Origin of the sequence: Nostoc sp. UHCC 0302 (assembly GCF_038096175.1) — a bacterium.
GTDB lineage: Bacteria > Cyanobacteriota > Cyanobacteriia > Cyanobacteriales > Nostocaceae > UHCC-0302.
In genome coordinates this window covers 3,713,698-3,737,421 of sequence record NZ_CP151099.1, presented here as the reverse complement: position 1 = coordinate 3,737,421, position 23,724 = coordinate 3,713,698, and the positions used below count along the sequence as shown (strand labels likewise).

The 23,724-nt window shown below is 41.2% G+C and carries 22 protein-coding genes; 8 read left to right on the top strand and 14 right to left on the bottom strand.

Annotated elements, in window-relative coordinates; all coding sequences use genetic code 11:
* Positions 1 to 256 precede the first annotated feature (256 nt).
* Both WKK05_RS16185 and WKK05_RS16180 read left to right on the top strand, forming a co-directional pair.
* Entirely contained in the window at positions 257 to 949 is a 693-nt protein-coding gene (locus WKK05_RS16185) for a RibD family protein (RefSeq protein ID WP_341530632.1), read from the top strand.
* A gap of 156 nt (positions 950 to 1,105) precedes the next feature.
* A complete protein-coding gene (locus tag WKK05_RS16180) occupies positions 1,106 to 2,287 on the top strand; it encodes a GNAT family N-acetyltransferase (RefSeq protein WP_341530631.1) in 1,182 nt (393 codons plus the stop codon).
* Between the two features lie 148 nt (positions 2,288 to 2,435).
* Here WKK05_RS16180 and WKK05_RS16175 read toward each other — a convergent pair whose 3' ends face one another.
* Complete coding sequence (locus tag WKK05_RS16175; RefSeq protein WP_341530630.1) at positions 2,436 to 2,726, bottom strand: tetratricopeptide repeat protein; 291 nt, start codon at positions 2,724 to 2,726, stop codon at positions 2,436 to 2,438.
* A 187-nt stretch (positions 2,727 to 2,913) separates the two neighbouring features.
* Between WKK05_RS16175 and WKK05_RS16170 the strand changes: the two genes are divergently transcribed.
* The gene (locus tag WKK05_RS16170; protein ID WP_341530629.1) at positions 2,914 to 3,297 is read left to right on the top strand and encodes a DUF4346 domain-containing protein; all 384 of its coding nucleotides are present in this window, start codon (positions 2,914 to 2,916) and stop codon (positions 3,295 to 3,297) included.
* Positions 3,298 to 3,431: 134 nt separating this feature from the next.
* Here the strand turns inward: WKK05_RS16170 and WKK05_RS16165 are convergent, their stop codons facing one another.
* The gene (locus tag WKK05_RS16165; protein WP_341530628.1) at positions 3,432 to 4,169 is read right to left on the bottom strand and encodes a TPM domain-containing protein; all 738 of its coding nucleotides are present in this window, start codon (positions 4,167 to 4,169) and stop codon (positions 3,432 to 3,434) included.
* 292 nt (positions 4,170 to 4,461) lie between these two features.
* Here WKK05_RS16165 and surE point away from each other — a divergent pair, with 292 nt between their 5' ends.
* Positions 4,462 to 5,142, top strand: a complete 681-nt coding sequence (gene surE / locus WKK05_RS16160) for a 5'/3'-nucleotidase SurE (protein ID WP_341530627.1) — start codon at positions 4,462 to 4,464, stop codon at positions 5,140 to 5,142.
* Positions 5,143 to 5,175: 33 nt separating this feature from the next.
* Here surE and WKK05_RS16155 read toward each other — a convergent pair whose 3' ends face one another.
* Positions 5,176 to 5,475: a hypothetical protein gene (locus WKK05_RS16155; RefSeq protein ID WP_341530626.1), complete on the bottom strand. Its 300-nt coding sequence runs from the start codon at positions 5,473 to 5,475 to the stop codon at positions 5,176 to 5,178.
* Between the two features lie 344 nt (positions 5,476 to 5,819).
* Between WKK05_RS16155 and WKK05_RS16150 the strand changes: the two genes are divergently transcribed.
* Both WKK05_RS16150 and WKK05_RS16145 read left to right on the top strand, forming a co-directional pair.
* A complete protein-coding gene (locus tag WKK05_RS16150) occupies positions 5,820 to 6,068 on the top strand; it encodes a hypothetical protein (protein ID WP_341530625.1) in 249 nt (82 codons plus the stop codon).
* Between the two features lie 298 nt (positions 6,069 to 6,366).
* Positions 6,367 to 7,044: a sugar transferase gene (locus WKK05_RS16145; protein WP_341530624.1), complete on the top strand. Its 678-nt coding sequence runs from the start codon at positions 6,367 to 6,369 to the stop codon at positions 7,042 to 7,044.
* 221 nt (positions 7,045 to 7,265) lie between these two features.
* On the opposite strand, the gene WKK05_RS16140 is transcribed toward WKK05_RS16145, so the two are convergent.
* The 6 genes from WKK05_RS16140 to WKK05_RS16115 form a co-directional block, all read right to left on the bottom strand.
* Positions 7,266 to 7,925, bottom strand: a complete 660-nt coding sequence (locus WKK05_RS16140; protein WP_341530623.1) for a HupE/UreJ family protein — start codon at positions 7,923 to 7,925, stop codon at positions 7,266 to 7,268.
* Between the two features lie 131 nt (positions 7,926 to 8,056).
* A complete protein-coding gene (locus tag WKK05_RS16135) occupies positions 8,057 to 9,682 on the bottom strand; it encodes a glycosyltransferase family 39 protein (RefSeq protein WP_341530622.1) in 1,626 nt (541 codons plus the stop codon).
* A gap of 553 nt (positions 9,683 to 10,235) precedes the next feature.
* A complete protein-coding gene (locus WKK05_RS16130) occupies positions 10,236 to 11,987 on the bottom strand; it encodes an ABC transporter ATP-binding protein (RefSeq protein ID WP_341530621.1) in 1,752 nt (583 codons plus the stop codon).
* A 376-nt stretch (positions 11,988 to 12,363) separates the two neighbouring features.
* Positions 12,364 to 13,020: a hypothetical protein gene (locus tag WKK05_RS16125; protein ID WP_341530620.1), complete on the bottom strand. Its 657-nt coding sequence runs from the start codon at positions 13,018 to 13,020 to the stop codon at positions 12,364 to 12,366.
* A gap of 603 nt (positions 13,021 to 13,623) precedes the next feature.
* Positions 13,624 to 14,325, bottom strand: coding sequence for a hypothetical protein (locus WKK05_RS16120; RefSeq protein WP_341530619.1), 702 nt, complete (start codon positions 14,323 to 14,325; stop codon positions 13,624 to 13,626).
* Positions 14,300 to 15,571 carry a sulfite exporter TauE/SafE family protein gene (locus WKK05_RS16115; protein WP_341530618.1) on the bottom strand — a complete coding sequence of 424 codons (1,272 nt, stop codon included), beginning with the start codon at positions 15,569 to 15,571 and terminating at the stop codon, positions 14,300 to 14,302. Before WKK05_RS16115 ends, WKK05_RS16120 begins: the two co-directional genes overlap by 26 nt.
* 248 nt (positions 15,572 to 15,819) lie before the next feature.
* Between WKK05_RS16115 and WKK05_RS16110 the strand changes: the two genes are divergently transcribed.
* Complete coding sequence (locus tag WKK05_RS16110) at positions 15,820 to 16,887, top strand: M28 family peptidase (RefSeq protein WP_341530617.1); 1,068 nt, start codon at positions 15,820 to 15,822, stop codon at positions 16,885 to 16,887.
* A gap of 246 nt (positions 16,888 to 17,133) precedes the next feature.
* On the opposite strand, the gene WKK05_RS16105 is transcribed toward WKK05_RS16110, so the two are convergent.
* From WKK05_RS16105 to WKK05_RS16090, 4 genes are all read right to left on the bottom strand, one after another.
* Positions 17,134 to 17,586: a hypothetical protein gene (locus WKK05_RS16105; protein ID WP_341530616.1), complete on the bottom strand. Its 453-nt coding sequence runs from the start codon at positions 17,584 to 17,586 to the stop codon at positions 17,134 to 17,136.
* A 104-nt stretch (positions 17,587 to 17,690) separates the two neighbouring features.
* Positions 17,691 to 19,637, bottom strand: coding sequence for an amino acid transporter (locus tag WKK05_RS16100; RefSeq protein ID WP_341530615.1), 1,947 nt, complete (start codon positions 19,635 to 19,637; stop codon positions 17,691 to 17,693).
* 290 nt (positions 19,638 to 19,927) lie between these two features.
* Positions 19,928 to 20,557, bottom strand: coding sequence for a ribonuclease H-like domain-containing protein (locus WKK05_RS16095; RefSeq protein ID WP_341530614.1), 630 nt, complete (start codon positions 20,555 to 20,557; stop codon positions 19,928 to 19,930).
* A gap of 155 nt (positions 20,558 to 20,712) precedes the next feature.
* Positions 20,713 to 21,261, bottom strand: a complete 549-nt coding sequence (locus tag WKK05_RS16090) for a CAP domain-containing protein (RefSeq protein ID WP_341530613.1) — start codon at positions 21,259 to 21,261, stop codon at positions 20,713 to 20,715.
* A gap of 740 nt (positions 21,262 to 22,001) precedes the next feature.
* Between WKK05_RS16090 and WKK05_RS16085 the strand changes: the two genes are divergently transcribed.
* On the top strand, positions 22,002 to 22,514 hold the full coding sequence (locus WKK05_RS16085) for a hypothetical protein (RefSeq protein ID WP_341530612.1): 513 nt from the start codon (positions 22,002 to 22,004) through the stop codon (positions 22,512 to 22,514).
* A 291-nt stretch (positions 22,515 to 22,805) separates the two neighbouring features.
* Here the strand turns inward: WKK05_RS16085 and WKK05_RS16080 are convergent, their stop codons facing one another.
* A complete protein-coding gene (locus tag WKK05_RS16080; RefSeq protein WP_341530611.1) occupies positions 22,806 to 23,339 on the bottom strand; it encodes a CAP domain-containing protein in 534 nt (177 codons plus the stop codon).
* Positions 23,340 to 23,724 lie beyond the last annotated feature (385 nt).

The following is a 23,724-nucleotide window of genomic DNA, read 5'->3' as shown; positions in this document are numbered from 1 at the left end:
GATATGCAATTAGACCAGCTACATGAGACATTTTATTAAGTTATCAGAACTTTATTTTCAATGTTTAAAAATAACAAATTGCTATAGTACAAAAAGAAACCTGGTATACCAAAACTCATAGACGGTAGATGTAAAAGCGACTTGTGTTGCATCATATAAATACAGTAGTGAAATTGGTAAACAGTAGCTTGCAGGTATCAATTTTTATTAAATAAATACACTGGCAAAAAAATATTCAAACTATCAAACCAACCCAATGCTGCAACATCGTCCTCATACTACAGTTGTTTTAGCAATGAGTGCAGATGGCAAAATATCAGATTTCAGGCGTGAGCCTGCTCGGTTCGGTTCAAGGGCTGATAAAGCACACTTGGAAAAACAAATTGCTGCTTCTGATGCCGTTTTATTCGGTGCTGGCACTCTTCGCGCCTACGGTACAACACTTACCGTATCACATTCAACTCTGTTGCAATATCAAACAAAAGGAGGGCAGCCTCTCCAGCCAGTTCATATAGTGATTACACACTCTGCAAAACTTAATCCGGAAATTAAGTTTTTTCAGCAGCCAGTCAAACGTTGGTTGCTCACGACAACAGCGGGGGCAGTTTCCTGGCAAGAAGGCTCTGAATTTGAGCAGATTCTGGTTTTTGAAACACCAACAGGAAAAATTGACGTTCTTGCTGCTTTGCAACACCTGGCAACTCTACATATAACACGCTTAGTGGTCTTAGGTGGAGGTGAATTAGTAGCTTCTCTATTGGAATTAGATTTGATTGATGAATTGTGGCTAACTGTGTGTCCGCTAATTTTAGGTGGTACTACCGCACCGACACCCGTAGATGGTGGAGGATTTTTATCCTATTTGGCTCCCCAATTGCAACTTCTAGAAGTTCACACAGTTGAGCAAGAAGTGTTTTTGCATTATCGGCTGCAACGACCCACAGATTAGATTACCTTAAATAAGGGATTGGGGATTGGGGATTGGGCATGGGGCATAGGGAGTGCTTAGTCAACAATAAATAGTCAAGAGTAGTATTTCTTCTCCTTGTCCCCCCAGTCCCCAATCCCCAGCCCCCAGTCCCCAGTACCCTTAAAAAGCCACACGATGGTGGAACAACTTAAGCCTCGCTATTCTGTCGTTTGGACAAACAAAATTGCTGAAGTATCCCAAGATTCTTGGAACGCTTTGGCATTGCCACTCAAAACGCCGTTTTTAGAGTGGGAGTGGCTAAACAATATTGAAACCTCGCAAAGCGCTACAGCTAAAACTGGTTGGTTGCCAAATCACTTGACACTGTGGCGAGACAGAACGTTAATTGCAGCTGCACCGCTATATCTCAAAGGTCATAGTTCTGGCGAATTTGTATTTGATCATCAGTGGGCTGAATTAGCATCTCGCATTGGGGTAGAATATTATCCGAAATTACTGGGCATGACGCCATTTACTCCCGCTGAAGGTTATCGGTTTTTAATTGCGCCAGGAGAAGATGAGGAATATATCACAGCAATGATGGTGCATGAAATTGACACTTTCTGCTCCAAAAATCGGATTTCTGGATGTCATTTTCTTTACGTTGATCCCCAATGGCGTCCTGTTCTGGAAAAGTGCGGCTTTACAACTTGGCTACACCACAGCTATGTCTGGGAAAATGCTGGTTTTAAAGATTTTGATGATTACTTAAAAGTATTCAATGCTAATCAGCGTCGCAATATTAAGCGGGAACGCAAAGCAGTCCAGGAGGCAGGTTTACGATTACAACCTGTGACTGGGGAGGAAATTCCTAAGTCTTTATTTCCTTTAATGCACCAATTCTATGCTGATACTTGTGATAAGTTTGGCTGGTGGGGTAGCAAATATCTGACAAAGCGGTTTTTTGAGCAATTACAAGCTGATTATCGCCATCGCGTGTTGTTTTTCCCTGCATATAGCGAACAAGATAATTCTTATCCGTTAGGGATGTCGTTTTGTTTATTTAAAGGTGATCAACTGTATGGACGCTATTGGGGTAGTTTTCAAGAAATAGATTGTCTGCATTTTGATGCTTGCTATTATGCACCCATTGAGTGGGCGATCGCTAACGGGATCACAACTTTTGACCCTGGTGCTGGTGGACGCCACAAAAAACGGCGCGGTTTTCCTGCTATGCCCAATCACAGCCTACATCGTTTTTATAATAATCGTTTAGGACAAATTTTAACTCGCTATATCACTGAAGTGAACGAATTAGAACAGCAGGAAATTGCAGCGATTAATGCAGATTTACCTTTTAGTAAAAAACAAGGTTGAAGGTCAAGAATCGCTATTGTTATTATAAAATGCCGAACCAAAGCGATTTGTTCGGCAATCAAAACTGTTTTTAACAGATGCTAACTTTTCTAATTGTCAAAATTATGGAATTTAACTGCTAGCGAATCGTAATTTCTGCTACTATTCGTCAAAATTCGCCCTCTTCTATACCTTCCCGAATAATTTTTTCTGGTTGCTGCATTGCTGCCGCCCATTCTGATTGTCCTCTAGATTCTAAAATCGCAGCAGCTTTCTGCAAATCCTCAATCCCCTTTTGTGGTTGTCCTTTTAAAGCCAACGCATTACCTCGATAAAAATAAGCCTCAACGTAATTAGGATCAAGCTCAATTGCTTGTGTGTATTCAACAATAGCTTCTTGATGCTGACCTTTTACATCAAACTCGCGTCCCTTTTGGAAGAATTCTTTAGCATTTGCCATATTTTCTAACTCTTCCACCAAAAGTCAAAACTTACCCTCTTCAATGCCTCGGCGGATAGTTTCCACTAGATGCTGCACCATCGCTGCTCTTACTGAATCTCCTCTAGAATTGTAGATAGCAATAAGGAATTACACTGGATATAGAGTGTAAAAAGTCTGAAGAAAAAATTTGCTTTTTATAATGCTTATGGATTTGATGGTTGAAGATTTAGCGGCAATTGATGATAAACTTTCTGGGCGTCATATTAACCTTGATCCCAAGGGATATTTCATTATCTACTTGGATCGAGAGGCAAAGTTAATTTATGCCAAGCATTTTACAAATGTGATTGACGAACGTGGTTTAGCTGTCGATCCAGAAACAGGGAAGGTAATTCCTGCAAGGGGAAAGGTGGAACGAACTCACACGACAGTTTTTAGTGGGAGGACAGCGAAAGAACTTTGTGTGAAAATTTTTGAAGAAACTCAGCCCTGTCCAGTAACTCAGTTAGACCATGCTGCCTATTTAGGTCGGGAATTTGTCCGAGCTGAGGTGGCGTTAGTGACAGGGCAAGAGTATGTTCAAGATTAAAGTTAGAAGGAGAAGACGCGATTATACTCTTACGAAAAGCCGCTCTTCGAGCGTCTACGCGTCTGTACAGGAGTTAGGAGTGATAAATTAAATTCAAAACTCATAACTCCTAACTATTAACTCATAACTTCCCATTACCCATCAGATGATGGTTGATTCACCTGGTAGATATAGTAAGTCGCCATCGGGATAATGGTGGCGGCAATTAAAAGTCCGATTACCCAAGCAGTGGCGTTACCTTGATCAGTTTCTTCTGCTTTTTTAAAAGTGCCTTCTACTTGGACAGTATCAGCAATTTGGGGTGGGCCGGGATCAGGTTCACCAGAGAGAACAGCAACTAAGCGATCGCTAGCATCAAGAAATGCCTGGTTATATTTATTACCGTCGCGTAACGGTGTACTTAATGTTTCAGATGCAACACTCTCGGCAATAGAGTCCGTTAGTAAAGATTTCACTTTACTCCCGGTAATAATGGCAGTTCCATTGGTGAGTGTGTCAATCATCAATAAAGTTTGATTGGCTTTGGCTTCTTCTGTAGGAAACCATTTTTTAAACAATTCTTTGGTAAAACTTTCTGGTGTTTCACCGTAGTCAAGTTTGCGAATGGTGACTATTCTGACTTCATTTCCAGTTTGCTTTGCCAAATTCTCCAAGTCAGTGCTAATTTTGCCTTCATTGATGCGGCTGATGACTTCACCTTGATCTAAGACCCAAGTATGGTTGCTTTCTGTGAGATTGGGAATTTGATATACACCTGTGGCTAAAGCCGGTGACGCAAACAGTGAAACTGCGAAAATCATGGTCACCAAGGGTAGAATTAGCCGAATGAAGTGTTTTTTATTGTTAAATAATTGCTTGAGGAGCTGTTTCATCGTATGAACCTAAGACAGACTTGCACCAAAAATACTATACAACTAGTGTAAAAATCACATCATTTACAGCTTTATTTTGGCGGAAGTTTCTGTTGTACCAGCAGATAGATGTTTTTCTGTAGTGGCGTGTGTGTAGAGCAACATCACTTGACTCGCCGTTTTGTATTATGAAGTGGCGATCGCGTTATTGTAACTAGCTGGACATAATTATAAAATTCCATTTGCTTGCTTTTCTATGATTTATAGATGCCTGGCTTGATTGTCTAAGCAAAAACTCCATAAATATAAAAATATGACGATAATCCTAACTAACGACGATGGTATCGAAGCTCCTGGTATCCAAGCTTTGGTAAAAGCTGTTAATGGCAAAAGTGCTATTATCGCTGCTCCTAGAGACCATCAGTCTGGTTGTGGGCATCAAGTTACTACTACTCGTCCGATTAGCCTCCAGCGACGTTCTGAAACCGAGTATGCGATCGCTGGGACTCCTGCCGATTGTATAAGGATTGCCATATCACAAATTAGCAAAGATATCAAATATGTGATATCAGGGATCAACGCTGGGGGAAATTTAGGAGTTGATGCTTACATTTCTGGCACTGTTGCTGCCGTGCGAGAAGCCGCAATGCATGGTATACCGGGAATTGCCATTTCTCACTATCGTAAAGCCAAGCAGAATTTTAATTGGGATTTGGCCGCCGAATTGACATCTGAAGTTCTAGCAGACTTACTTGAGCGTACCTTAGAACCAGGGAGTTTCTGGAATGTGAATTTGCCACATCTACAACCAGGAGAACCCCATCCTGAAATGGTATTTTGCCAACCTTGCACCAGACCTTTGCCTATAAATTATCGCATTGATGGTGATAATTTTTATTATGTAGGGGAATATGGTAAACGCGATCGTACTTCTGGTAGCGATGTGGATGTATGTTTTTCCGGAAATATCGCAGTAACTCAGCTAAAGGTTTAACCTCTAAATTCTGCTGTATTTTCTACTTCACACTTACTCATCTAGTCCTTGAATCAAGGACAGAAGCCGATCTAGAACTTGTGTTAAGTGGTTCAATTTTTGTAGTGAATCATCCTGAGACTCGGCAAGAGTGTGTACTACATCACACAACGCGACAATTTGATAACCCTGCTGCTGCACTTGCTTTCCCTGCGCTTCGACTTGCAGGCTGAGAGTCTCTAATCTTTCTGCTAGACGTTCAATGGTTTCAGTTGTGCAAAGTACTGCTTCCCCAATTTGCTCAACAATAGATTCTAATCGTCTGATTTTAACTTCAGTTCCTGCCGTAATCATTTCTTTCCTACCCTAATTTTGAGAGTTTAACCTAGCAAAATTACTAATAAAATTTGGAATGATTTACTACAATTAATAATTCCTACTAGCTAATGCCAAAATGGCACTACTTGAAATTTCGTTTTTGCTGTCTTTTGCCTAATTATAGAAGTATTGTTGTATATCTCTCACTTAGAATTGGTTTAGAATTTATTTGTCTAAACTCAAATTTTTTAATCGTATAATCTAAAACACATTATCTTATCTTTTTACTAATAAAATCTATCGTACGAGGATTTTTTCGTATTTATATTTCTGATAAATGATGAGTTTAATTTCTCACTTTATATAGGACTCATATTTGATTGCGTGAAAAAACTCAGTATACTTTTATTCCTTTTTACCTGTTCCCCATTTCCTGCGATGCACTGAGTTTCGACTACTTCGGCTACGCCCTTAAGAGCGGGATGCTACAGCTTGCTTCCCCGGAGGAGTACGGCTACACTCAGGACAAGCTCAGCACAAGTGCGCGGAAATCGAGCGAAGTCGAGATTCAACTACCGCTTGTCGTAAAGCCTGCAGCATGGCTGCGCCCTAAGCGCAGCCTCTCGTAGAGAAGTGTTCTCTGTCTCTACGAGTGAGGAATCAAATCGGATTTCTATATGCTTGATAGGTGATAAATTATAGTACTTAGTCTCGTAATGCATATTAAAAATAACTAGTCATCCCTCCTGAGATATACGCAATTAAGTTTATCGTAAATTTATACAAACTCATGATCCCAATAATCTTGATGAAGATTAAGTAAATATAGGATAAAGATAAAATGCTTTTGAGCGTCTTAAGTTTATAGTCGAATTAAAGCTAGGTAATTATACTTTTGTCTTTTGTCGCTTAATATTTGGCTCAGCAATGTACCAAGCACCACTAACAAGCATTTTTCATAGTGCCACTACTCAAACATGGGAAGCGCAGTCTACTCCTCATCCCTCGGTAGAGTCTAAATTTAAGCGCTGTTTGGACATTACTGGGAGTTTAGTAGGACTATTGATTCTAACGGTTTTGTTTGTGCCGATCGCGATCGCAATTAAAATCGATAGTCCTGGTTCGATTTTCTTCACCCAGGAACGGTATGGACTCCACGGACGCATCTTTCGGATTCGTAAGTTCCGGTCAATGGTTAATGATGCGGAAAAATTAAAATCTTTAGTGAGTAATGAAGCCGATGGACTCATATTTAAGAACAAAAATGACTTTCGAGTCACAAAGGTAGGGCGCTTTTTGCGAAGCACAAGCTTAGACGAACTACCTCAGTTTTGGAATGTCTTAGTAGGCGAAATGAGTTTAGTAGGAACCCGCCCACCGACTGGCGATGAAGTGATGAAATATACTCAGCGCCACTGGGAACGCTTAAATGTTAAACCAGGTCTAACTGGTGAATGGCAAGTCAACGGTCGTTCACAAGTTAAAGATTTTGAACAAATAGTTGATTTAGACCTACAGTATCAAAGACGTTGGCATCCACTGTACGATCTGTTTTTGATTGCTAAAACCTTCTACGTAATCTTTGGAAGAATTGGAGCTTTTTAAATAAGTAATAGCTAATGGATAATTATTTTAAACAATTACCTATTAGCTATTGGCAAAATCCGTTTTGGAAACTCTGAGCGCTAGATGCAAGCACTTAGAGTTTTTGCATAATCTAACTCAACAAATTTTTATAGCAATTGCTAGGCACATGAAATAATCCCAGCCGCGCTGTCGCGCGGCTGGGGTTATTTTGTACCTCACTGGAGTTGGAAACGCTATATCTAGATTACTAAATTGCTCAAAAATACAATGCCAATTGCACAGAAAGCGAAACCAGCAAATCGTCTTATCTTGGGCAAAATTCCGTTTGTTTCTCCCATGAGCATCGCACTACCAATTTCTTTAGCACTCATGGCGACTGCAAACTGTGTTAACGTCATGCCAAGTATGTAAGCAATTAGCGGTATCATTTCTGCGCCAGTAATGGATTCAGCATTAGCGTAACCCTGAAACCAGCCAGCAGTGACACTCAGCAAAGCAAGAACCATAAAGTTCAGTTGCTTAGGAATCACCAGCATAATCCCAGAGGCGATAGTAGAAATGCCGATTGCTATCTCGACACCTGAGAAGTTGAAGTGGCATAGATGAATTGCTATACCCAAAACTGCTGCTAAAACAAACCCTAAAGTTATTGAAGCACTACGCACAACACCAGCCGAGAGTAAACCAATAGTAACGATGCCAGCCAAACAATTCAAGCTAATAACTGGATCTGCTAGTCCCCAAATAAAGCCTTGCCAGCAGTTAGAGATCAGATGAGGCTTTGGCGTTCCAGCCAATGAACTCAGCAGGCTAATTACAATTAGAGCAGCGATCGCCCCAATATGGCGATGCTGTAACTTGGAGGCAGGAGATTCTAATAATTCAATTTTGAACATCATGTATCCCAGTGTTAGTTTTTTGGGTAATTTATATTACCCAAATCCTCAAAAAACTAACGCGGTAATTGCTTGATGCGGCTCACTTTAGAATCAGTTATCATAGCTGCCTCACTTCTTTGTTTGGATGCTGGTTATTTTTTGTTAGGCAAACTAAGCCGCCAGAGAAAAATTTTGTCCTTCTTTGTACCAAGCTTCTCGTTAGTAGCAGGCTTTATTTCATATTTCTGTTCAAGGTTACGAACCAGTGAAGCAGGAGGTTGGTAGAGAAATATATTGTTAGAGTCACTACTTACATTAGGAACCTCTGGCTCAACTGTTAGTTGTAGCTTCACTGTTGAGTCAAGCAAATGGCTGAGACTCAAAACCGAGCCTACTACACTTTTTTCCGTATGGATAGAGCCACTGCTAATAACGAGCGGTTGCTCTGACTGATTAATAATTTGTGCTACCTGGAAAAATTTATAGTTTCCCTCGCCAGTATGCCACCAACTAACTGCTTGAGTCACCAACACACATGAAATAATTCCAGATAGTAAGAGAACTGTAGTAACTGACTGCCAAAACTGTCGGCGTATATTACTAATAGAAACATCGGTAATTTTGCTAGAAAGAAAATATGCAACAGCTATCTGCATACCCAGATAGCCAGGAATTAAGTACCTCATTATAGTTGAGATTTTTCCCCCTTTAAATACATCTCTAAATATTAGAAATAGTGGTAAAACTATGATTAATGTTAGAACAAATACCCAAGTATTTCTTGGAGCTTTTGTACATAAATAATAGATAGAATAAACAACAAGAGCAAGCAAGATTATAGCTATGGGGCTGGCTAATAAGATTGATAAACCACTCGATTGCCCACCCACGCCAACGTCGAAGAAAAGGCGACTGGGCTGGAAAGGCCATGCTTTAATTAAAGATAATAAATCGGGTTTTGTGTTTGCCCAAGCTAATCTCTTATCTATCTCAGAAGTTCCTAAAAAAATATTCGAAATCCAGGGTAAAAAAAGTATTAGCCCAGCTATTGATGCTATCAGATAGCTGAGAAGTGTTTTGGTTAATCTGAATCGCTCAATGACAAATACGTATATTCCATGTCCAAGAGCAGTTAAAAGAGTAAAAAGATAAGTGTAAAGCCCTAATGTTAATGTGATTGTATAAATTACCCAACCGATTCTTTTCTTAAGCCGGATAGCTTGCAAAAGAGCAGCACTTGATAACAAGGTAGTTACTGTCCACAAGCTATACATCCGTGCTTCCTGAGCGTATAAAAGATGGAAAGGTGAAACCGCTATTAATAGGGTTGCTATCCATCCGACTAATGGTGATTTAAATAGTTCTTGACACAACCAGTAAATACAAGGTAATGCGAGTAAGCTGATAACTGCGGAGAAACTTCTTGTCGAAATTATGGAACCACCAAATAAATCTGTCCATAATCGCAACAGAATGAAGTAAAGTGGTGGAATGTGAGGATCTTCTTTTGCCATTCCTTTGATTGCATCTATCAATCCTTTTTCGGGATTAGGATTCTGAAATTTTTGCAAAGAACTTACACTAATTTCTTGCCCTGTAAATACTTGCTTTGCTACCTCATCTTCTGTATAGCCGGAAATTCTTAGTGAGGTGAAAGTCTCGTCATACCAGTAAAATTTACGCTCCAGGTTAGCAAAGCGGAAGAATAAACCTAAAGCCAAGACAGTGACGACTAAAAATCGTAACCAAGCTGAAGAAGGCAGCAGATATTTTGGCATAGTTAAAAGGTTGTAAAGATAGATTTGTTGGCAGATATGACGTTGTGTTACCTGTAATTGCGGGTATCCAGGTATCAAAATTAGCGTAACTTTTCAATTGCTTTTTAGGCTCTCATCATCTACTATCCCCAGTACACCTCCCAATACAACGTAATCAAGCGATGGGAATTTAAGTAGCAAAAGATGCTTTTGAAAGATTAACTTTTTTACTTACCGTCTACTTAATAGCTTATGTAATCTTTATAAAATCTTAATATTTTTTTCTGAAGACATCTATAAAGTCAGCTTTGCACACTTAAGAGAAGAAAAGCAATATAGCTCCTAATCAAGCTAATAAGTCAAGGAGTTAGCTATAGTAATTTATAAAGTAATTATAAAGTCAGAGTATAGCAGTATAGATAATTTCTTCACTCACCTCTGGCAATAACTCATAGTATTTGCAAAAAAAATGTAAAAATTCAAACATTAATTAGTTGCTGATAATATTTTGCAGATTTAGTCTAGACAACAATTTATACTAGCAGCAACCCAATTATGCTTAGAATTCAGAACTTCAACGAAGTAATTCTTCAACTTGATGTTGACTCCACAAAGTTCTGTATAATCCTTGTTTTTGCACAAGTTCTAAGTGATTACCTATTTGGACAATTTTGCCTTTATCTATAACAAAAATCCGGTCGGCAGCAGCGGCAGCAGATAGTTGATGAGTGATAAAAATAACTGTTTTACGCTTCGTACCTTTAGATAGATTGTTCAGGATTTGTGTAGCTGTTTGATTATCGACACTGGAGAGGGCATCATCTAAAATTAGCACTGGCGCATTCACTAACATTGCTCTAGCTAAAGCAGTACGTTGACGTTGGCCACCAGAAAGAGTAATACCACGTTCGCCAACAACGGTTTCATATTGTTGAGGAAAGTTGCTAATTTCTGTATCAATTTGAGCGAGTTTGGCAACGGACTCTACATTTTCTTGTTCGCTCACTGGGTCGCTGTAACGGATATTATTTTTAATTGTGGTACTGAATAGAAAGCTATCTTGGGGAACGTAGGCGATCGCACTTCGTAAATCTGCCAGCGCTATCTTCGTAATATCCACATCATCTAAAAACAACTGCCCCGCCTCAATATCTAACAAGCGTGGCAAAGCATTCGCTAAGGTTGATTTTCCAGAACCAATTGCCCCAACAATTGCCACTGTTTCCCCAGGAGCAATTGTAAAGTTGAGATTTTCTAAAGCTGGAGTCTTGGAGTCAGGATAGGTATAACTGAAATTTTTAGCTGTGAGTTCTCCTTTGGCTTCAGCTAGAGGTAGATGTACGACATCGGTTACATCTTGAATTTTTGGTGTGACGCTGAGAATAGACTCAAGCCGATCAATACTAACTTCGCCCCGTTGGTAGGCAGTAATTGTGAATCCTAACAGCGCAGTGGGGAAAACTAGACGCTCTACATAAATTAATAATGCCAGAAAGTCGCCAACAGCAAGTGTTCCAGCAGACATCCGCATCGTCCCTAACCAGATGATCACCAGCGAACTGACATTGGCTAGCCCACTAATTAAGGGAAACAATGTATTTCTGCTTTTTGCTAATTCCAAGTTAGCCGCTAAAAGCTGCTGATTTTTCTTAGCGAAGGCTCGACGCTCATTTTCTTCTTGGGCGTAGATTTTAATTAGAGCAATACCGCTAATATCTTCTTGAATAAGTTCACTGATATCAGAGAGTTTCTCTTGCACTGCTGCTTGTTGCTTACGTAAGCGATTGCTAAATAGATATACCAACAAGAACATAAAAGGGTACACCGCCAGAGATGCTAATGTCAAATCCACACTAATCGCCAACATCACTGGCAGTGTTAGGGTATAGGCAAATACAGTATTCGCCAAACTCAATACTGCAAAACCTAACAATCGCCTGATATTGTCCACATCACTGGTAGCCCTACTAATCAAATCGCCTGCGGTGTTGCGGGCAAAATAAGACGGCTCCAGTTTCAGTAAATGTTCAAAAATCCGTTGTTTCAGGTCAAATTCAACCTGACGCCCCACCCCAAATAGCCAAATGCGCGATGCCATACGCATTAACCACATCGCTGAACTCAGCAAAACAATCGGCACTACGTAATGTAGTATCTGATTCCATTTGAAGGTTGCTGAGAGTTGGTCAACTGCTGAACGAATTAACAAGGGTATATAAACGCCCAGCCCATTGACAGACAATAAAGCAATAATACCTAAAGTAGCTTCCCGCCAATGGGGACGCAAGTAAGCAACAAGTTTAGCCAGTCGTCGAGATTTTGCCATTAAAGCAATTTTGCAACTTTACCTTCCTAGATTAACTGCTCATTAAGCCTGTATTTTATAGCGGTTCTTGATTGCGTTTAATTCACTGTTAAGAAATAGGGGGGAGGCGGAGCGTGAGAGTGGGGGAGTGGAAGAAACAATTATCGACTTCTGATTCCTGTCTCTTTGAAGTTCCGATGCCTGGGGCAACTCTTTCTCCTTCTCCTGTCAGAGACGCTTACGCGAACAGAGAACGGAGAAAGCCTCTGTTACAAAGTTCTAAGCGGAGGCTTTCTCCGCTCAACGCCACTTGCTTTCCAACGCAGGGCGACAGTAACGCAGCGGCTCGACTTTGCGCTCCACTCGGACTTGTCCTGTCTCCTGTCTCCTAACTTTATTACCGCTGAACACGCAAAAATCTATAAATCTCGGTAAGATAACTTTCCCAAGTTCTTGTTGTAAATTGTAGCGTTTCAGCACTGGGTACAAAGTCTTCAATCCTTAAGCCGCGTGTCCGAATATCTTGAGGATTTCCTTGCAAGAGGTAGGGAGGCACTCTCAAATTATAAGCAAGGATGTTATCCCCTACCATATCTGAGATGCCTGTTGCAGTGGTTTGTTGCCCCAGTGCCACCAGTGTCCCAGATGTTGGTACAGCACTTGCTACATAAGTCTCACCTATAGCTGCTACTAGAGGCGCTCGATAGAGAAAGTAGGCGACGGCTGGTGTACTTGCCAAAAGCAAAATTGTTAATGCCCAACCTACTAAGTATCCTCCTGGTTTATCTATTCCTCCTCCTTTAATTCTCTGAGCTGCAAAAATCATCAGTAAAACAGCGGCTCCTAGAGGCTTGAGCGGAAAAGATACCAATCTCCACAATGACGCCACAGCTGGTTCATTGGGGTTAATAAACGACAGAGCTACGACTACCAACAGAATGACTAAAACTAATCGCCCTACAAAAGTTCCTGAAGGATAAAATCTCTGGAACAGAGAGTATACGATAGTCCCAATCAGCAGCCACAGCAGTATCCGGCTTAGCAATATAAACATAGATTAACTCTCGAATTTTCTGGTGCGGTGAGCCATTGCGGTGAGTCCAGCGCTAGGGTAGGGTTTCCCCGACTCAGTTGACTGGTGAACCCGAAGGGTGAACCCATCGGAGTCAAGGGGGTTTCCCGGCATGCAGCAAATGGCAAATCTGTAAAGATTAGCCCAGAGGTTTCGGGAAGTGGATTTACTTTATTGTCAAACTGTAATCTTGACGTTACCTGACTTAAAATACCTCTAACCTCACACCCAAAGACTACCGTCGTAGTGATTTTAGTGCAATTTTTTGCAACTGCGTCTATTATTTAGAATTTTCCTATTGAGTAATGTGGCACCAGTGTGGAGAGCAGGGGGCAGGGGAGCATACTTCGACTGCGCTCAGTAACCGGGGGGGCAGGGGGCAGGGGAGTAGGGAGCAGGGGTGTAGAGTTTTTATACTTGTTCACTGGTAGCAAAGACTCATTAAGGGAGTTCTGAGGTGGATGAACGAGTAGCAAACACTGATTCTTGCATTCCAAAATATATCTCTCACTCCCTGCACAGACGCGTAGACGCTCGAAGAGCGGCTTCTCGTAAGAGTATAATCGCGTCTCTACCTCCACCTCCTCACTCCCCGCCTCTCATGCTTCGCAGCACGACGAACAAAATGCCTATCAGTGCCAGGACTGGGAGAGCGATCGCCCAACTTTGGGACTGTTTAGATTCACTCTTTACTACACTTGTATTGACATCTTGTACATTTTGTGTATTTTCAGAGTTTCCAGATGCGACGGTAACTTTAAACTTGAACTTAAACGGTTTAAAATTTGCTCCAGAGGCGGGTTTGCCATTAAGTTGTAGCTGATAAATTCCTGGTTTGGGGAAGACAAGTTCTGCACCTGGGATGCCTTGATAGCGTTCTACTGCCACAGGTTTTAAGGATGGTTCTAGCAGTGCTGGTTCTCCGGGCGCATAGGGTTCGGCATAAACAGCCAATCGACAATTACACTGGGCGAGGGGAATTACCTTTCCACCTCTGCGGGTGAGGGCAAACCAAGCTTCGGAGGTTTCGCCAGCGCGAGGATTATCATTTGGTTCAATGTGGAGCGTACCACCAACATCTGCTGATGTTTTTACATTATGGGCAGAGGCAGGGTGAATCTGAATTATTGATATGACTACCGAAATGAGGAGTAATAAATACTTTATTTTTCCTAACCTGTGGAAGGGAATACCCTTAATCGGTTGCTTGTTTTTTTGAATTGCTAAGTTTTCCCTCGTTGAGTTAGGGAACAAGTATCGTTTACCGGGACTTAGTTGGGGGGACATAAAACTTTTCTAAGGTTAACTTTGACCAAAACAAGCGTGAACGCACCAGCAACACACTGAGGGTGACAATTCCCAACAGCACAGTTGCCAATTTATTCCCCCAATTTGATTGTAAGGAACCCAGGTAATGGGAACCAATTAGTACAGCATGAATGGCGCTCAAGAGCAAAGCTGGCACACCCAATAGATGAATCTGTCGCCAACGCTTGCCCAAAGATTTCTGCAATGATTCCAAACTTGTAAAAGCAGCGGGGGTCATTAATATCAATGCTACAGCACCCGCAGCAATGCCCCACTGAAAGTCTGGTGGCAAGAAAAAAAAGGCATTAAGATTCCATTGCAGCGAGTGTTCTATCATGTGGGCGGTGTGAACCACAGACAACACAAAAGCCCCTACTCCAAAAGCTCGACGGTAACGCAGGGGTGACGCCCACAAGCTGCTAATCGGACGAGCAATCAGCGCTAAAATTAAGCAAATTAATGCGGCATGTCCTGTGTAATCTACCATTGTGTCACCAGTCCGCAGCAAGGTGATTGCGCCAATAGTGAGAGTAACCCAGCCGCCTAATCTAAACAACTGACTACGCCTGTCTTTACTTACCAAGGAAGTAGAGACGCCTACACCGAGCATAGTGGGTAGGGTTCCTAAACCAAAAGCTAGCATGGTTGCTGCACCCATCCACCAATTACCAGTTTCAGCAGCTTTCAGCTGGGCTGCATACAAAAAACCACAAGGCATCAAACCCCAAGTCATGCCCAAAAGTGCTGGTGTCCACCATCTGGTTTTTAAGGAAAGCTTGACCATTCCTGTACTCAAGCGATTATGTAAACTGCCCTGCAATAAGGGGTGTAATACAGGAATGCGAGGTAGCAACTTGGGCGCTACTTGTTCTAACCCAAACCAAATCAGCATCACGCCAGTCACAATTGCTATCCAGTGGCGTAAATTACTGCCGATACCTGCTAGTTGCCCACCTTCTACTAAGACTGAACCTATTGCCCCAATGCCAGCACCGACTAGAGCATAGCTCAACATTCGCCCCAGGTTTAATAGGATATGAAATTCTAATTGCTGTTGCCACGTGGAAAACTGTTTTGAAGACGTTGTTTGCTTTGAGGAACCTGCCTGTGGAGTTCCCTGCTGATGCGAGAGGGAAAATGCCACTGTCAGGGGGCCACACATTCCAAAGCAATGTCCAAAACTGCCCAGGAAGCCTAGAGTCATGATCAGCAACAAATCTAGCATAAGAGTTAAGGGGGCAGGGGGCAGGGGGCAGGGAGCAGGGAGCAGGGGGGCAGGGGGAATAGTTAGTTATTCTTCCTCATCTCTCCCAGTCTCCCGTTCCCCCGCTCAGCACTCTTCTAGTGCGGAACTGTAAGTGAAGTTTTGACCTATGTCAAAAGACGAGTTGTCAAAGTTAGGGATGCTGGGCTACTAACGGTGCATTAGGCGATCGCGTTACCCTAAAATCTGGAAAGTAGGAATCAATTCGCATGAGCAAATGGATTTGGCTGGTGCTATTGGTGTTGGTGACAGTAATTGTAGTAGGTAGTCGGGGTACTGCACTCAATGGGTTGTTTCAACAGCGTCCTTCGCCAGCAATTGTTGAGCGCATTCCAGTGGAAACACTTCAACCAAAGCCAGAGTCGCAGTCCGTGAATATTGCTTTGCAAGTTTCTGCTGATAAGTTGTTAGCTCACATTCAAAAGTTGGATTTTCAGCGTTATACGACAATAGAGCGATCGCGTACTCGCACTTATATCACAACTGAACTGCAAAAATTAGGCTGGAAACCTCATCTGGAAAGGTTTGCTGAGGGTGTAAATATTTTTGCCGAACGCTTAGGAACTGACAAAGCAGCAGGCGCAATTCTAGTAGCTGCCCACTATGACACCGTTGCTTTTTCTCCTGGTGCTGATGATAACGCTAGTGGTGTGTCTGTGGTGTTGGAAGTGGCTCGACTTCTCGCTTCATATCCAACGCCACGGACTTTGCAGCTAGCTTTTTTTGACCAAGAGGAAGCAGGACTTTTGGGTAGTAAAGCTTTTGTGGCTAAGACAGCACGTTTACAAAACCTGCGCGGGGTAATTGTTATGGATATGGTTGGTTACGCTTGCTACACTACTGGCTGTCAGCAGTATCCTGTGGCTCTGCCTGTTACCCCACCTAGCGACAAAGGCGACTTTTTAGCAGTAGTTGGTGATACAGAGCATTTACCTTTGCTTAGTGCTTTTCAAAACTCACAGACGAATCCCTCAACTGCGTTGAATAAGAGAGAATTAAATCTGCCAGCAGTCTTGACACTACCGATTCCTCTCAAAGGTTTGCTGGCTCCTGATACACTACGTAGTGACCATGCACCATTTTGGTATCAAGGGGTGGGTGCTGTTTTGGTTACGGATACTGCTAATTTACGTACTCCTCACTACCATCAACCCAGTGATATCCCAGCGACTATCGAGCGATCGTTCTTCACCGGAGCAGCACAAATTATTGTAAATGCTACTACTAATTTGCTTGAAAGCAGTAATGTCTTGGAAACGCAACCAAATAATGAGTAATTCGTAATTAATTCATTTAATTAATTACAGAAAAAATATTTTTTTTCCTAAAAACAGCCAGATTAGTTAATGGATTATACCGTTTATCTAAAACATGACGACAGATTAAATCAGGCTTGTAATTGCGCTTAAACGCTACTACAAATGATGTGTTGTTTTCATTTAAATAATTGGTATTAATCACGAATTACGTAGATTGCTTCTCGCCTCCTCTACAAGGCTAAGGTGAATGGCGAATATTACGAATTACGAATTATTTTGGTTAGCCTGCTGTTGAGGAAAGGTCAGCGTCCAATTGTGTTGATCATTGATTTGGAAGTACAAACCTTCAAGAATCAGCCGTAACGCAGTTCGAGTTCTGATGAAATCCTTCACTAGATGGGTTCCTGGTTGAGCAAAAATATCGTCAACGTTTTGGCTGTAACCAAATGGTTTTGAACAATCGCTACCAGCACCTTTGACTGTTAATACAAAGAATGGAGCTTGCTTGTATTTGTCGGGAACCATAAAGATTCCATAGGCATGGTGTTTACCGCGCCACGGCTTAACTAAAACTTTGGTCGCCTGTACTTGAAATTTTTGCGTTTTTGATGCTAAAAAAGCTGCGGAATCACATTGAGAATCATTTACAGGCCACCAGAGTGTAATCATGCTCAGTGAAAGCAGCAAAATTAAAATATAGGTCAATCGGCGACGCATAGAGCCAAGAGAAGGTGTTGAAGCATCACAGTATTTAAGTTAGTTGAGAAGCGATCGCATTTTTGTGGTTCTCAACACCGATTCCTGCTTAACAACCAAATTGTTTAACCTCCAACATGAACAGCAGGACGGCATTCGGGGTCTTTCTCTGCCTTGCGGAGTACTTCACGGGTAACTACGGCAATATCACCTTCACCAAACAAGATAAAACGCAGTAAGTATTGTATTGGATTTCCCTCAACCCAGCCAAAGTAAGCATGGGGAATCTTACCCGTTTGGTCACGAATATAGAGCAGTAAAGCTGCGATCGCGTTAGGTACTGCTGCACTTTCAGCACGTAGGATGCGGTAATTACCAACTTGCACCCCTTTTACTCTGATGACATCCGCAAATTCCGAAGCATCTGACACCTTAATTTCTAGAAAAAGGATTGGATCGGTAGGCGGAATATGATTGTCTTCGCGCACCTCTTTTTCCTTTAACAAATACTCTTGCTCATCGCCTGTATTCAATCGATTAGCAATCAGTCGTATTGTATGCTGACTTTCTTGAGCAAGGAATTGGCGGGCATTTTCGTCAATTTCGATCCGTTCTACCCGTAGTTCAGTCGAACGCCAAACGCGAGAAACTAGTGAAGTGACAATGATCGCACTGATAAAGAAACTGGCAATCCTAATACCTTCAGGTCTTTCAATAATATTTACAATAGTGGTATATATAAACACTAAAGTAATGAGTCCAAAAACGAGTGTTCCTCGTTTGGCTCTCTGGCGGTGGACTGATAGGGTCACAGCAAAAGCGGCTGAACTCATCAACACAAGTACACCAGTTGCGTAAGCCCCACCTTGGGCTTCGACATTTGCCCGAAAGATAATTGTGACAATAAAGGCAATAGCTGTATAGACTAACACTAGAGGTCGCGCTACTCTAGCCCAAGTCGGAGCCATACCATAGCGTGGCAAGTAACGAGGCACAATATTGAGCAGTCCTGCCATTGCAGATGCACCTGCAAACCAGAGAATACTAATAGTGCTGAGATCGTAAACTGTGCCAAAGCCATTACCTAAATATGAATGTGCTAGATAAGCTAAGGCGCGTCCATTGGCTTTGCCCCCAGCTGCAAATTCTACTGTCGGAATTAGTAGTGTAGTAATAAAACTGCTGGTTAGCAAAAAGAAGCTCATAATTACGGCAGCAGCAGTCAGCAGTTTACGTGTATTCCGAATACGTCCTCTGGGATATTCAGGGGTGTCGTCGCTGCTTCCTTTGACAAGAGGCATAACGGTGACGCCAGTCTCAAAGCCTGATAATCCCAATGCTAGTTTTGGAAATAACAGAGTAGCTGTGCCGATTATTACCAAAGGGTTAGAATTGCGTGCGAAAAGTGCAGTCTGCCAGTCGGCGATCGCTCCTGGGTGAATGATAATTTTATACAAACCAACGCCAATGACAATGAAGTTTAGCAGCAGATAAACTCCAACCAAAAAGACTGCAATACCAATAGCTTCTCGGAAACCTCTTAGGAAAACAGCACCCAGTAAAGCAATTAATATGAGAGTTATGGCGATCACCTGATTGTGAAGCTCACTTGGGGCGATCGGATTTTCAACGATATGCGCTGTGGCATCAGCCGCTGAAAGGGTAATGGTGATAATAAAGTCAGTTGCCACAAAGCCTAGTAGACAAAGCACGAGTAGTTTGCCTTGCCACCAAGGAAGCAAATGCTCAAGCATGGCAATAGACCCTTCGCCATGCGGACTTTTGCCAGCAATACGCCGATAAATCGGCAATGCCCCAAACAGTGTTAGCAGAACTAGAATCAGGGTAGCCAGAGGAGAAAGAGCGCCTGCTGCAAGTGCTGCAATACCAGGTTGATAGCCAAGGGTGGAGAAATAATCTACACCAGTCAGGCACATAACCTGCCACCAAGAATGCTGGCGATGTATTTGTTCCTTGCGGTACGGGCCTTCTTGCTTTTGTGCTTCTTCTTCGAGCAACCAGTGGATGAACTTTTTACTGAGCTGATTGGTTGAAACGATTGGTTTACTCATTAAATGGTAGTCTCCTGCTCTATAGTCATGTAGATGCTATTTTGCACCGCAGTAAGTTGCGCTCAAGCTTCTCTTTTTAAGTACTAGACTTTTTGAGTGGAGATAATTCACCCGCTTTGAGAAGGATTATGCATATACGCCAATGGGGCAATATATAAAAATTTATATTAGTTTACGTATCTAACACAACCGTGATTTTCGCTGATTGGGGAGCAGGGAGTAGGGGAGCAGGGAGCAGGGGGAAAAAATGATAAATGCCCTATGCCTAATTTTTATAGGCATCTATCTAACTAATGTTCGAACAAATCCTTGAACTGCAACAAATCTAAGGAAACTATTGTTGGCAAAACTTTAAAGCATTCTTGAGCAAGTTCCCAACGTTCTTCGCGTTTGAGCATTTCTACTAGCTTCTGCTGCACACTGAGTAAGTAGCGCACATCATTAGCGGCGTAACTGAGTTGAGCTTCAGATAAATTAACAGCATTGCCCCAATCAGAACTTTGAGCGCTTTTATCTAGTTCTACTTGTTCTAACTCTTGCACTACATCTTTGAGTCCGTGGCGATTGGTGTAGGTACGGGCTAATTTACTACCAATCTTGGTGCAAAAAACAGGTTGAACCTGAATTCCCAGATTATGCCGCAGGGTGGCAACGTCAAAACGAGCAAAGTGAAACACTTTCAGGACGTTTGCCGCTTCTAAAAGTTTTTTTAAGTTAGGGGCGTCAGCTTGTCCTTTGGCTATGCGGATTGCACTCACTTTGCCCTCTGGGTTACACAGTTGGACGAGACACAAGCGATCGCGTTGCGGCAACAATCCCATTGTTTCTGTATCGACTGCGATCGCCTCAGATTCTAAATACTGTCCAAGCGCTGCCTCACTAAGGTCGCGATCGCTTACCTGAAAATCTTCTAATGTCATGAGTTTTTAATAGTAAATGCAGTGTCTTAAAAAAGGAGTCAGGAGACCAAAGACAAGAGTCATTAATTATTTTCACTTGTCCCCCCTGCTCCCCAGCCCTCTGATCCTTTGCTTTCCTGACTCTATTAATTGTCTACAAAAATCGGCAATTAAATCTATCTGGTGTGAACAAAAATTTGCGTCAGGTAGACCTCACCTTTGTTATTAGCTGCAACACCAATCCCAGTAAGGTTGTAATTCCCTTTAATATTCTTCAAATGTCCAGGACTGTTGAGCCAACCAATAAAAGCTTCAGCAGCCGGGTCGCTGTATCCCTGGTTAAAAGCTACATTTTCCGCCGCACTGTTGTAAATAAGAGGGATAGACTTGACTCGTTTTTCAAATCCCTGATGGCTAAATGGAACTTTCCCCTTAGCCATGTTTTGACTATGAATCCTTGCCTGTCGAGTGATATTTGTATTTAAAGTTAATTTTCGCAGCCCTTTAGCAACACGATATCGATTAATTTGCTCAAAAACTGATTTTTCTAGAGCAGTAGTTTTAAAAGTAGTAGTTGATATTGCAACTTGATTTGAAACTATCGACGATGGCTGAGTATCAGTAGATTCGTTCGTAGAAGTATGACCTGGTACAGGAGTGGTAGCTAACCCACTAGCAAGGACAAGCGTACTTAAAGCGATGCCAAAAGCAGTTTGTCGGAACATGGAGAATTTAAGTAATGTGTAGAGATGTAAGACCTATACTCTACCTTATTGTTCCTTAGATAGATAGCAGAATACTGTTAAGTATTCATGAATTTAGAAGTTATTTATACATCTTTACAAAAAACACAAAAAAAGTTCCTGACTATGAAACATTTGACAATCTACTTCAAAACTTTTTGAACTAAGGATATAACATTTAACGATGTTTTAAATAGATGTATTATTTACTAGATAAATGTCAATAAAAATACATTTATTCTCAATTCCAGATAAAAATTTGCAAAAACAATTTATTAAATTTAATTTTTATTATCTATTTTTTATACATAAAAAATTATAGATTGATTCGAGTCAACTTATGATATGTATATAAAATCACATAAATCGTGATTGTTTTATTTTAAGGCTGCAAATAGCAGTATATGTTGTTGCTCAATTAAACTCCTAGCTGCTATTACAAGTTTTTTATTGTTTGTAACTAAATCAACAATAGTAATTTAGAGAAAAACAAAAGTGAATTTAAAAGAAGCTGTTTTGATTGGACTTTTAGCCCTAGCAGCGCAATATCATAGCATAAAACCATGACAATAAAATATTTATTCACGCTAAGAAAAGCCGATTTCTAAAAATTTAATTTTTTATACAAACCCTTTCCAATCCGGAATTGGGATAAATCGTTTTGTAGCAAACTTTTAGCGTTTGCAATTGACCAGTAATATTTCTGAGGAGAAAAACTAGATATGAATTTCAAACAAATTATATCGATAGGATTTTTAGCGTTGGGAGCTGGATTTTTTAGTATAAAGACAGTAAATGCTCAAGGTTTATCAGTAAAAGCCTCTGTTAGCGCACCTTCTACAGCAGCTTCTCAACCTTCATCATTTACTATTGCCCAACTTACAGAACCTAATTCTCCACTGTATGGAAACTGGAAACTAACATTTAGTATTGATGGAATTATTTATGAAAGTATTCTGAGAATGCAAGGGTATTCTGGAACCACGAGAACCCGCTATTTTAATCCCAATACAGGTAAACCTGATGTTGTAGATCAAACAATGGAATTGAAGTCTTCATCTAGTGGATTAATTTTATTAGGATATAATCCTGTTTACGGTGGTACTACTCTTCGACACCCTACTTATATTCCTGATAATTTTTTATTTCAAATACGCCCTGATGGTTCTTTGATAGTTTTTACCTGTGATAGAAATAAAAGATGTTCATCTGTAGATTTAGAAGTAATTCGCTAAGCAGTAAACATCTCACATCAGTCTATCTGTTTGATATCAAACCACAAATAAATGCCTATACTTAACCTTCAATTGAGAAGAAATAAACCAGCATCAGCAGCCAGTTTAATCTGTTTGAGATGCAGAAATATCTCTGCAAACAGACAAGCGATCGCCCTACGGCAATAATTCCATTATTTCAGTATCGAGTGCGATTGTCCAAAGGGCAGTGTCGTTTGGATAATCGCTATAGATTCTAAATACTGCAAGAGGATTTCGTCAATTTTAGAAAAAACTTCAATTTTGCAAAGCCTATATCTTAAGGAAAATTTCTGTATAGTATATTTTGCCATCAGCACTTCTGGCAACACCAATGCCGGTTAAATTGTAGTTTCCTTCAATGTTACGGCGATGACCTGGACTGTTGAGCCAGCCTTCAATAGCTTGTTTTGCAGGGTCACTATATCCTTGGTTGTAAGCGACATTTTCGCCAGCGGCTATACAGGGAATAGCGATCGCTTTAACTCGCTGTTGAAATCCGGTATGTCCAAATGGGACTTTACCGTTTGCTATATCCTGGCTGTGAATCCTTGCTTGATTATCGCTAGCAGAATTACGTAATAGCGTTGGCAGATTCTGAGAACTTCTGTGGTTATTAATTTCTCGGAAAATTGATTCTTCTATAGTACTAGTATTGATACTAGATTGTGCAATGATTTGACGATTATCACCTGATACCACTGAAGACTTCAGCGTAGAAGTTTGAGTTGGTACAGTAATAGCGATCGCTCCACTGCTGAGAACAATAGTCCCTAAAGCGATGCTATAGATTGTTGCTCTAATCATTATCATTTGCTGAAAGTAAATTTTTACATTATCTAATCACACTTCTGTTGATTGAACAACTTTTATTATTTTGGATTTTGCGGAAAGTCTAAGCGGCGATTTCCTCTACACAGACTTTCCAATATGGATTTTGGGTTATTAAAGAGTTACTAGTAATTACTTTGAGCGCCCTATCTGCTGCAATCGATATTTAAATTGGTATAACAAAGTTGACTATTCAACTCATAAGTAGAAGTTGAATAGTAGAGCAACTAAGATATAAATGTTAAATCATCTAACTTACGCACCGTAACGAGATTACGTCATTGCGTTGGCGTAGCCTCTCGTAGACAAGCAACCTCAAACCTTGACTTTACGTCGTGAGTGCGTAACTTCTAAATCATTT

Excerpts from the sequence above, each read along its gene's own strand:
- WKK05_RS16185 (WP_341530632.1), top strand. The coding sequence starts at position 257 with ATGCTGCAACATCGTCCTCATACTACAGTTGTTTTAGCAATGAGTGCA.
- WKK05_RS16180 (WP_341530631.1), top strand. The coding sequence starts at position 1,106 with ATGGTGGAACAACTTAAGCCTCGCTATTCTGTCGTTTGGACAAACAAA.
- WKK05_RS16175 (WP_341530630.1), bottom strand. The coding sequence starts at position 2,726 with ATGGCAAATGCTAAAGAATTCTTCCAAAAGGGACGCGAGTTTGATGTA.
- WKK05_RS16170 (WP_341530629.1), top strand. The coding sequence starts at position 2,914 with ATGGATTTGATGGTTGAAGATTTAGCGGCAATTGATGATAAACTTTCT.
- WKK05_RS16165 (WP_341530628.1), bottom strand. The coding sequence starts at position 4,169 with ATGAAACAGCTCCTCAAGCAATTATTTAACAATAAAAAACACTTCATT.
- surE (WP_341530627.1), top strand. The coding sequence starts at position 4,462 with ATGACGATAATCCTAACTAACGACGATGGTATCGAAGCTCCTGGTATC.
- WKK05_RS16155 (WP_341530626.1), bottom strand. The coding sequence starts at position 5,475 with ATGATTACGGCAGGAACTGAAGTTAAAATCAGACGATTAGAATCTATT.
- WKK05_RS16145 (WP_341530624.1), top strand. The coding sequence starts at position 6,367 with ATGTACCAAGCACCACTAACAAGCATTTTTCATAGTGCCACTACTCAA.
- WKK05_RS16140 (WP_341530623.1), bottom strand. The coding sequence starts at position 7,925 with ATGATGTTCAAAATTGAATTATTAGAATCTCCTGCCTCCAAGTTACAG.
- WKK05_RS16135 (WP_341530622.1), bottom strand. The coding sequence starts at position 9,682 with ATGCCAAAATATCTGCTGCCTTCTTCAGCTTGGTTACGATTTTTAGTC.
- WKK05_RS16130 (WP_341530621.1), bottom strand. The coding sequence starts at position 11,987 with ATGGCAAAATCTCGACGACTGGCTAAACTTGTTGCTTACTTGCGTCCC.
- WKK05_RS16125 (WP_341530620.1), bottom strand. The coding sequence starts at position 13,020 with ATGTTTATATTGCTAAGCCGGATACTGCTGTGGCTGCTGATTGGGACT.
- WKK05_RS16120 (WP_341530619.1), bottom strand. The coding sequence starts at position 14,325 with ATGTCCCCCCAACTAAGTCCCGGTAAACGATACTTGTTCCCTAACTCA.
- WKK05_RS16115 (WP_341530618.1), bottom strand. The coding sequence starts at position 15,571 with ATGCTAGATTTGTTGCTGATCATGACTCTAGGCTTCCTGGGCAGTTTT.
- WKK05_RS16110 (WP_341530617.1), top strand. The coding sequence starts at position 15,820 with ATGAGCAAATGGATTTGGCTGGTGCTATTGGTGTTGGTGACAGTAATT.
- WKK05_RS16105 (WP_341530616.1), bottom strand. The coding sequence starts at position 17,586 with ATGCGTCGCCGATTGACCTATATTTTAATTTTGCTGCTTTCACTGAGC.
- WKK05_RS16100 (WP_341530615.1), bottom strand. The coding sequence starts at position 19,637 with ATGAGTAAACCAATCGTTTCAACCAATCAGCTCAGTAAAAAGTTCATC.
- WKK05_RS16095 (WP_341530614.1), bottom strand. The coding sequence starts at position 20,557 with ATGACATTAGAAGATTTTCAGGTAAGCGATCGCGACCTTAGTGAGGCA.
- WKK05_RS16090 (WP_341530613.1), bottom strand. The coding sequence starts at position 21,261 with ATGTTCCGACAAACTGCTTTTGGCATCGCTTTAAGTACGCTTGTCCTT.
- WKK05_RS16085 (WP_341530612.1), top strand. The coding sequence starts at position 22,002 with ATGAATTTCAAACAAATTATATCGATAGGATTTTTAGCGTTGGGAGCT.
- WKK05_RS16080 (WP_341530611.1), bottom strand. The coding sequence starts at position 23,339 with ATGATTAGAGCAACAATCTATAGCATCGCTTTAGGGACTATTGTTCTC.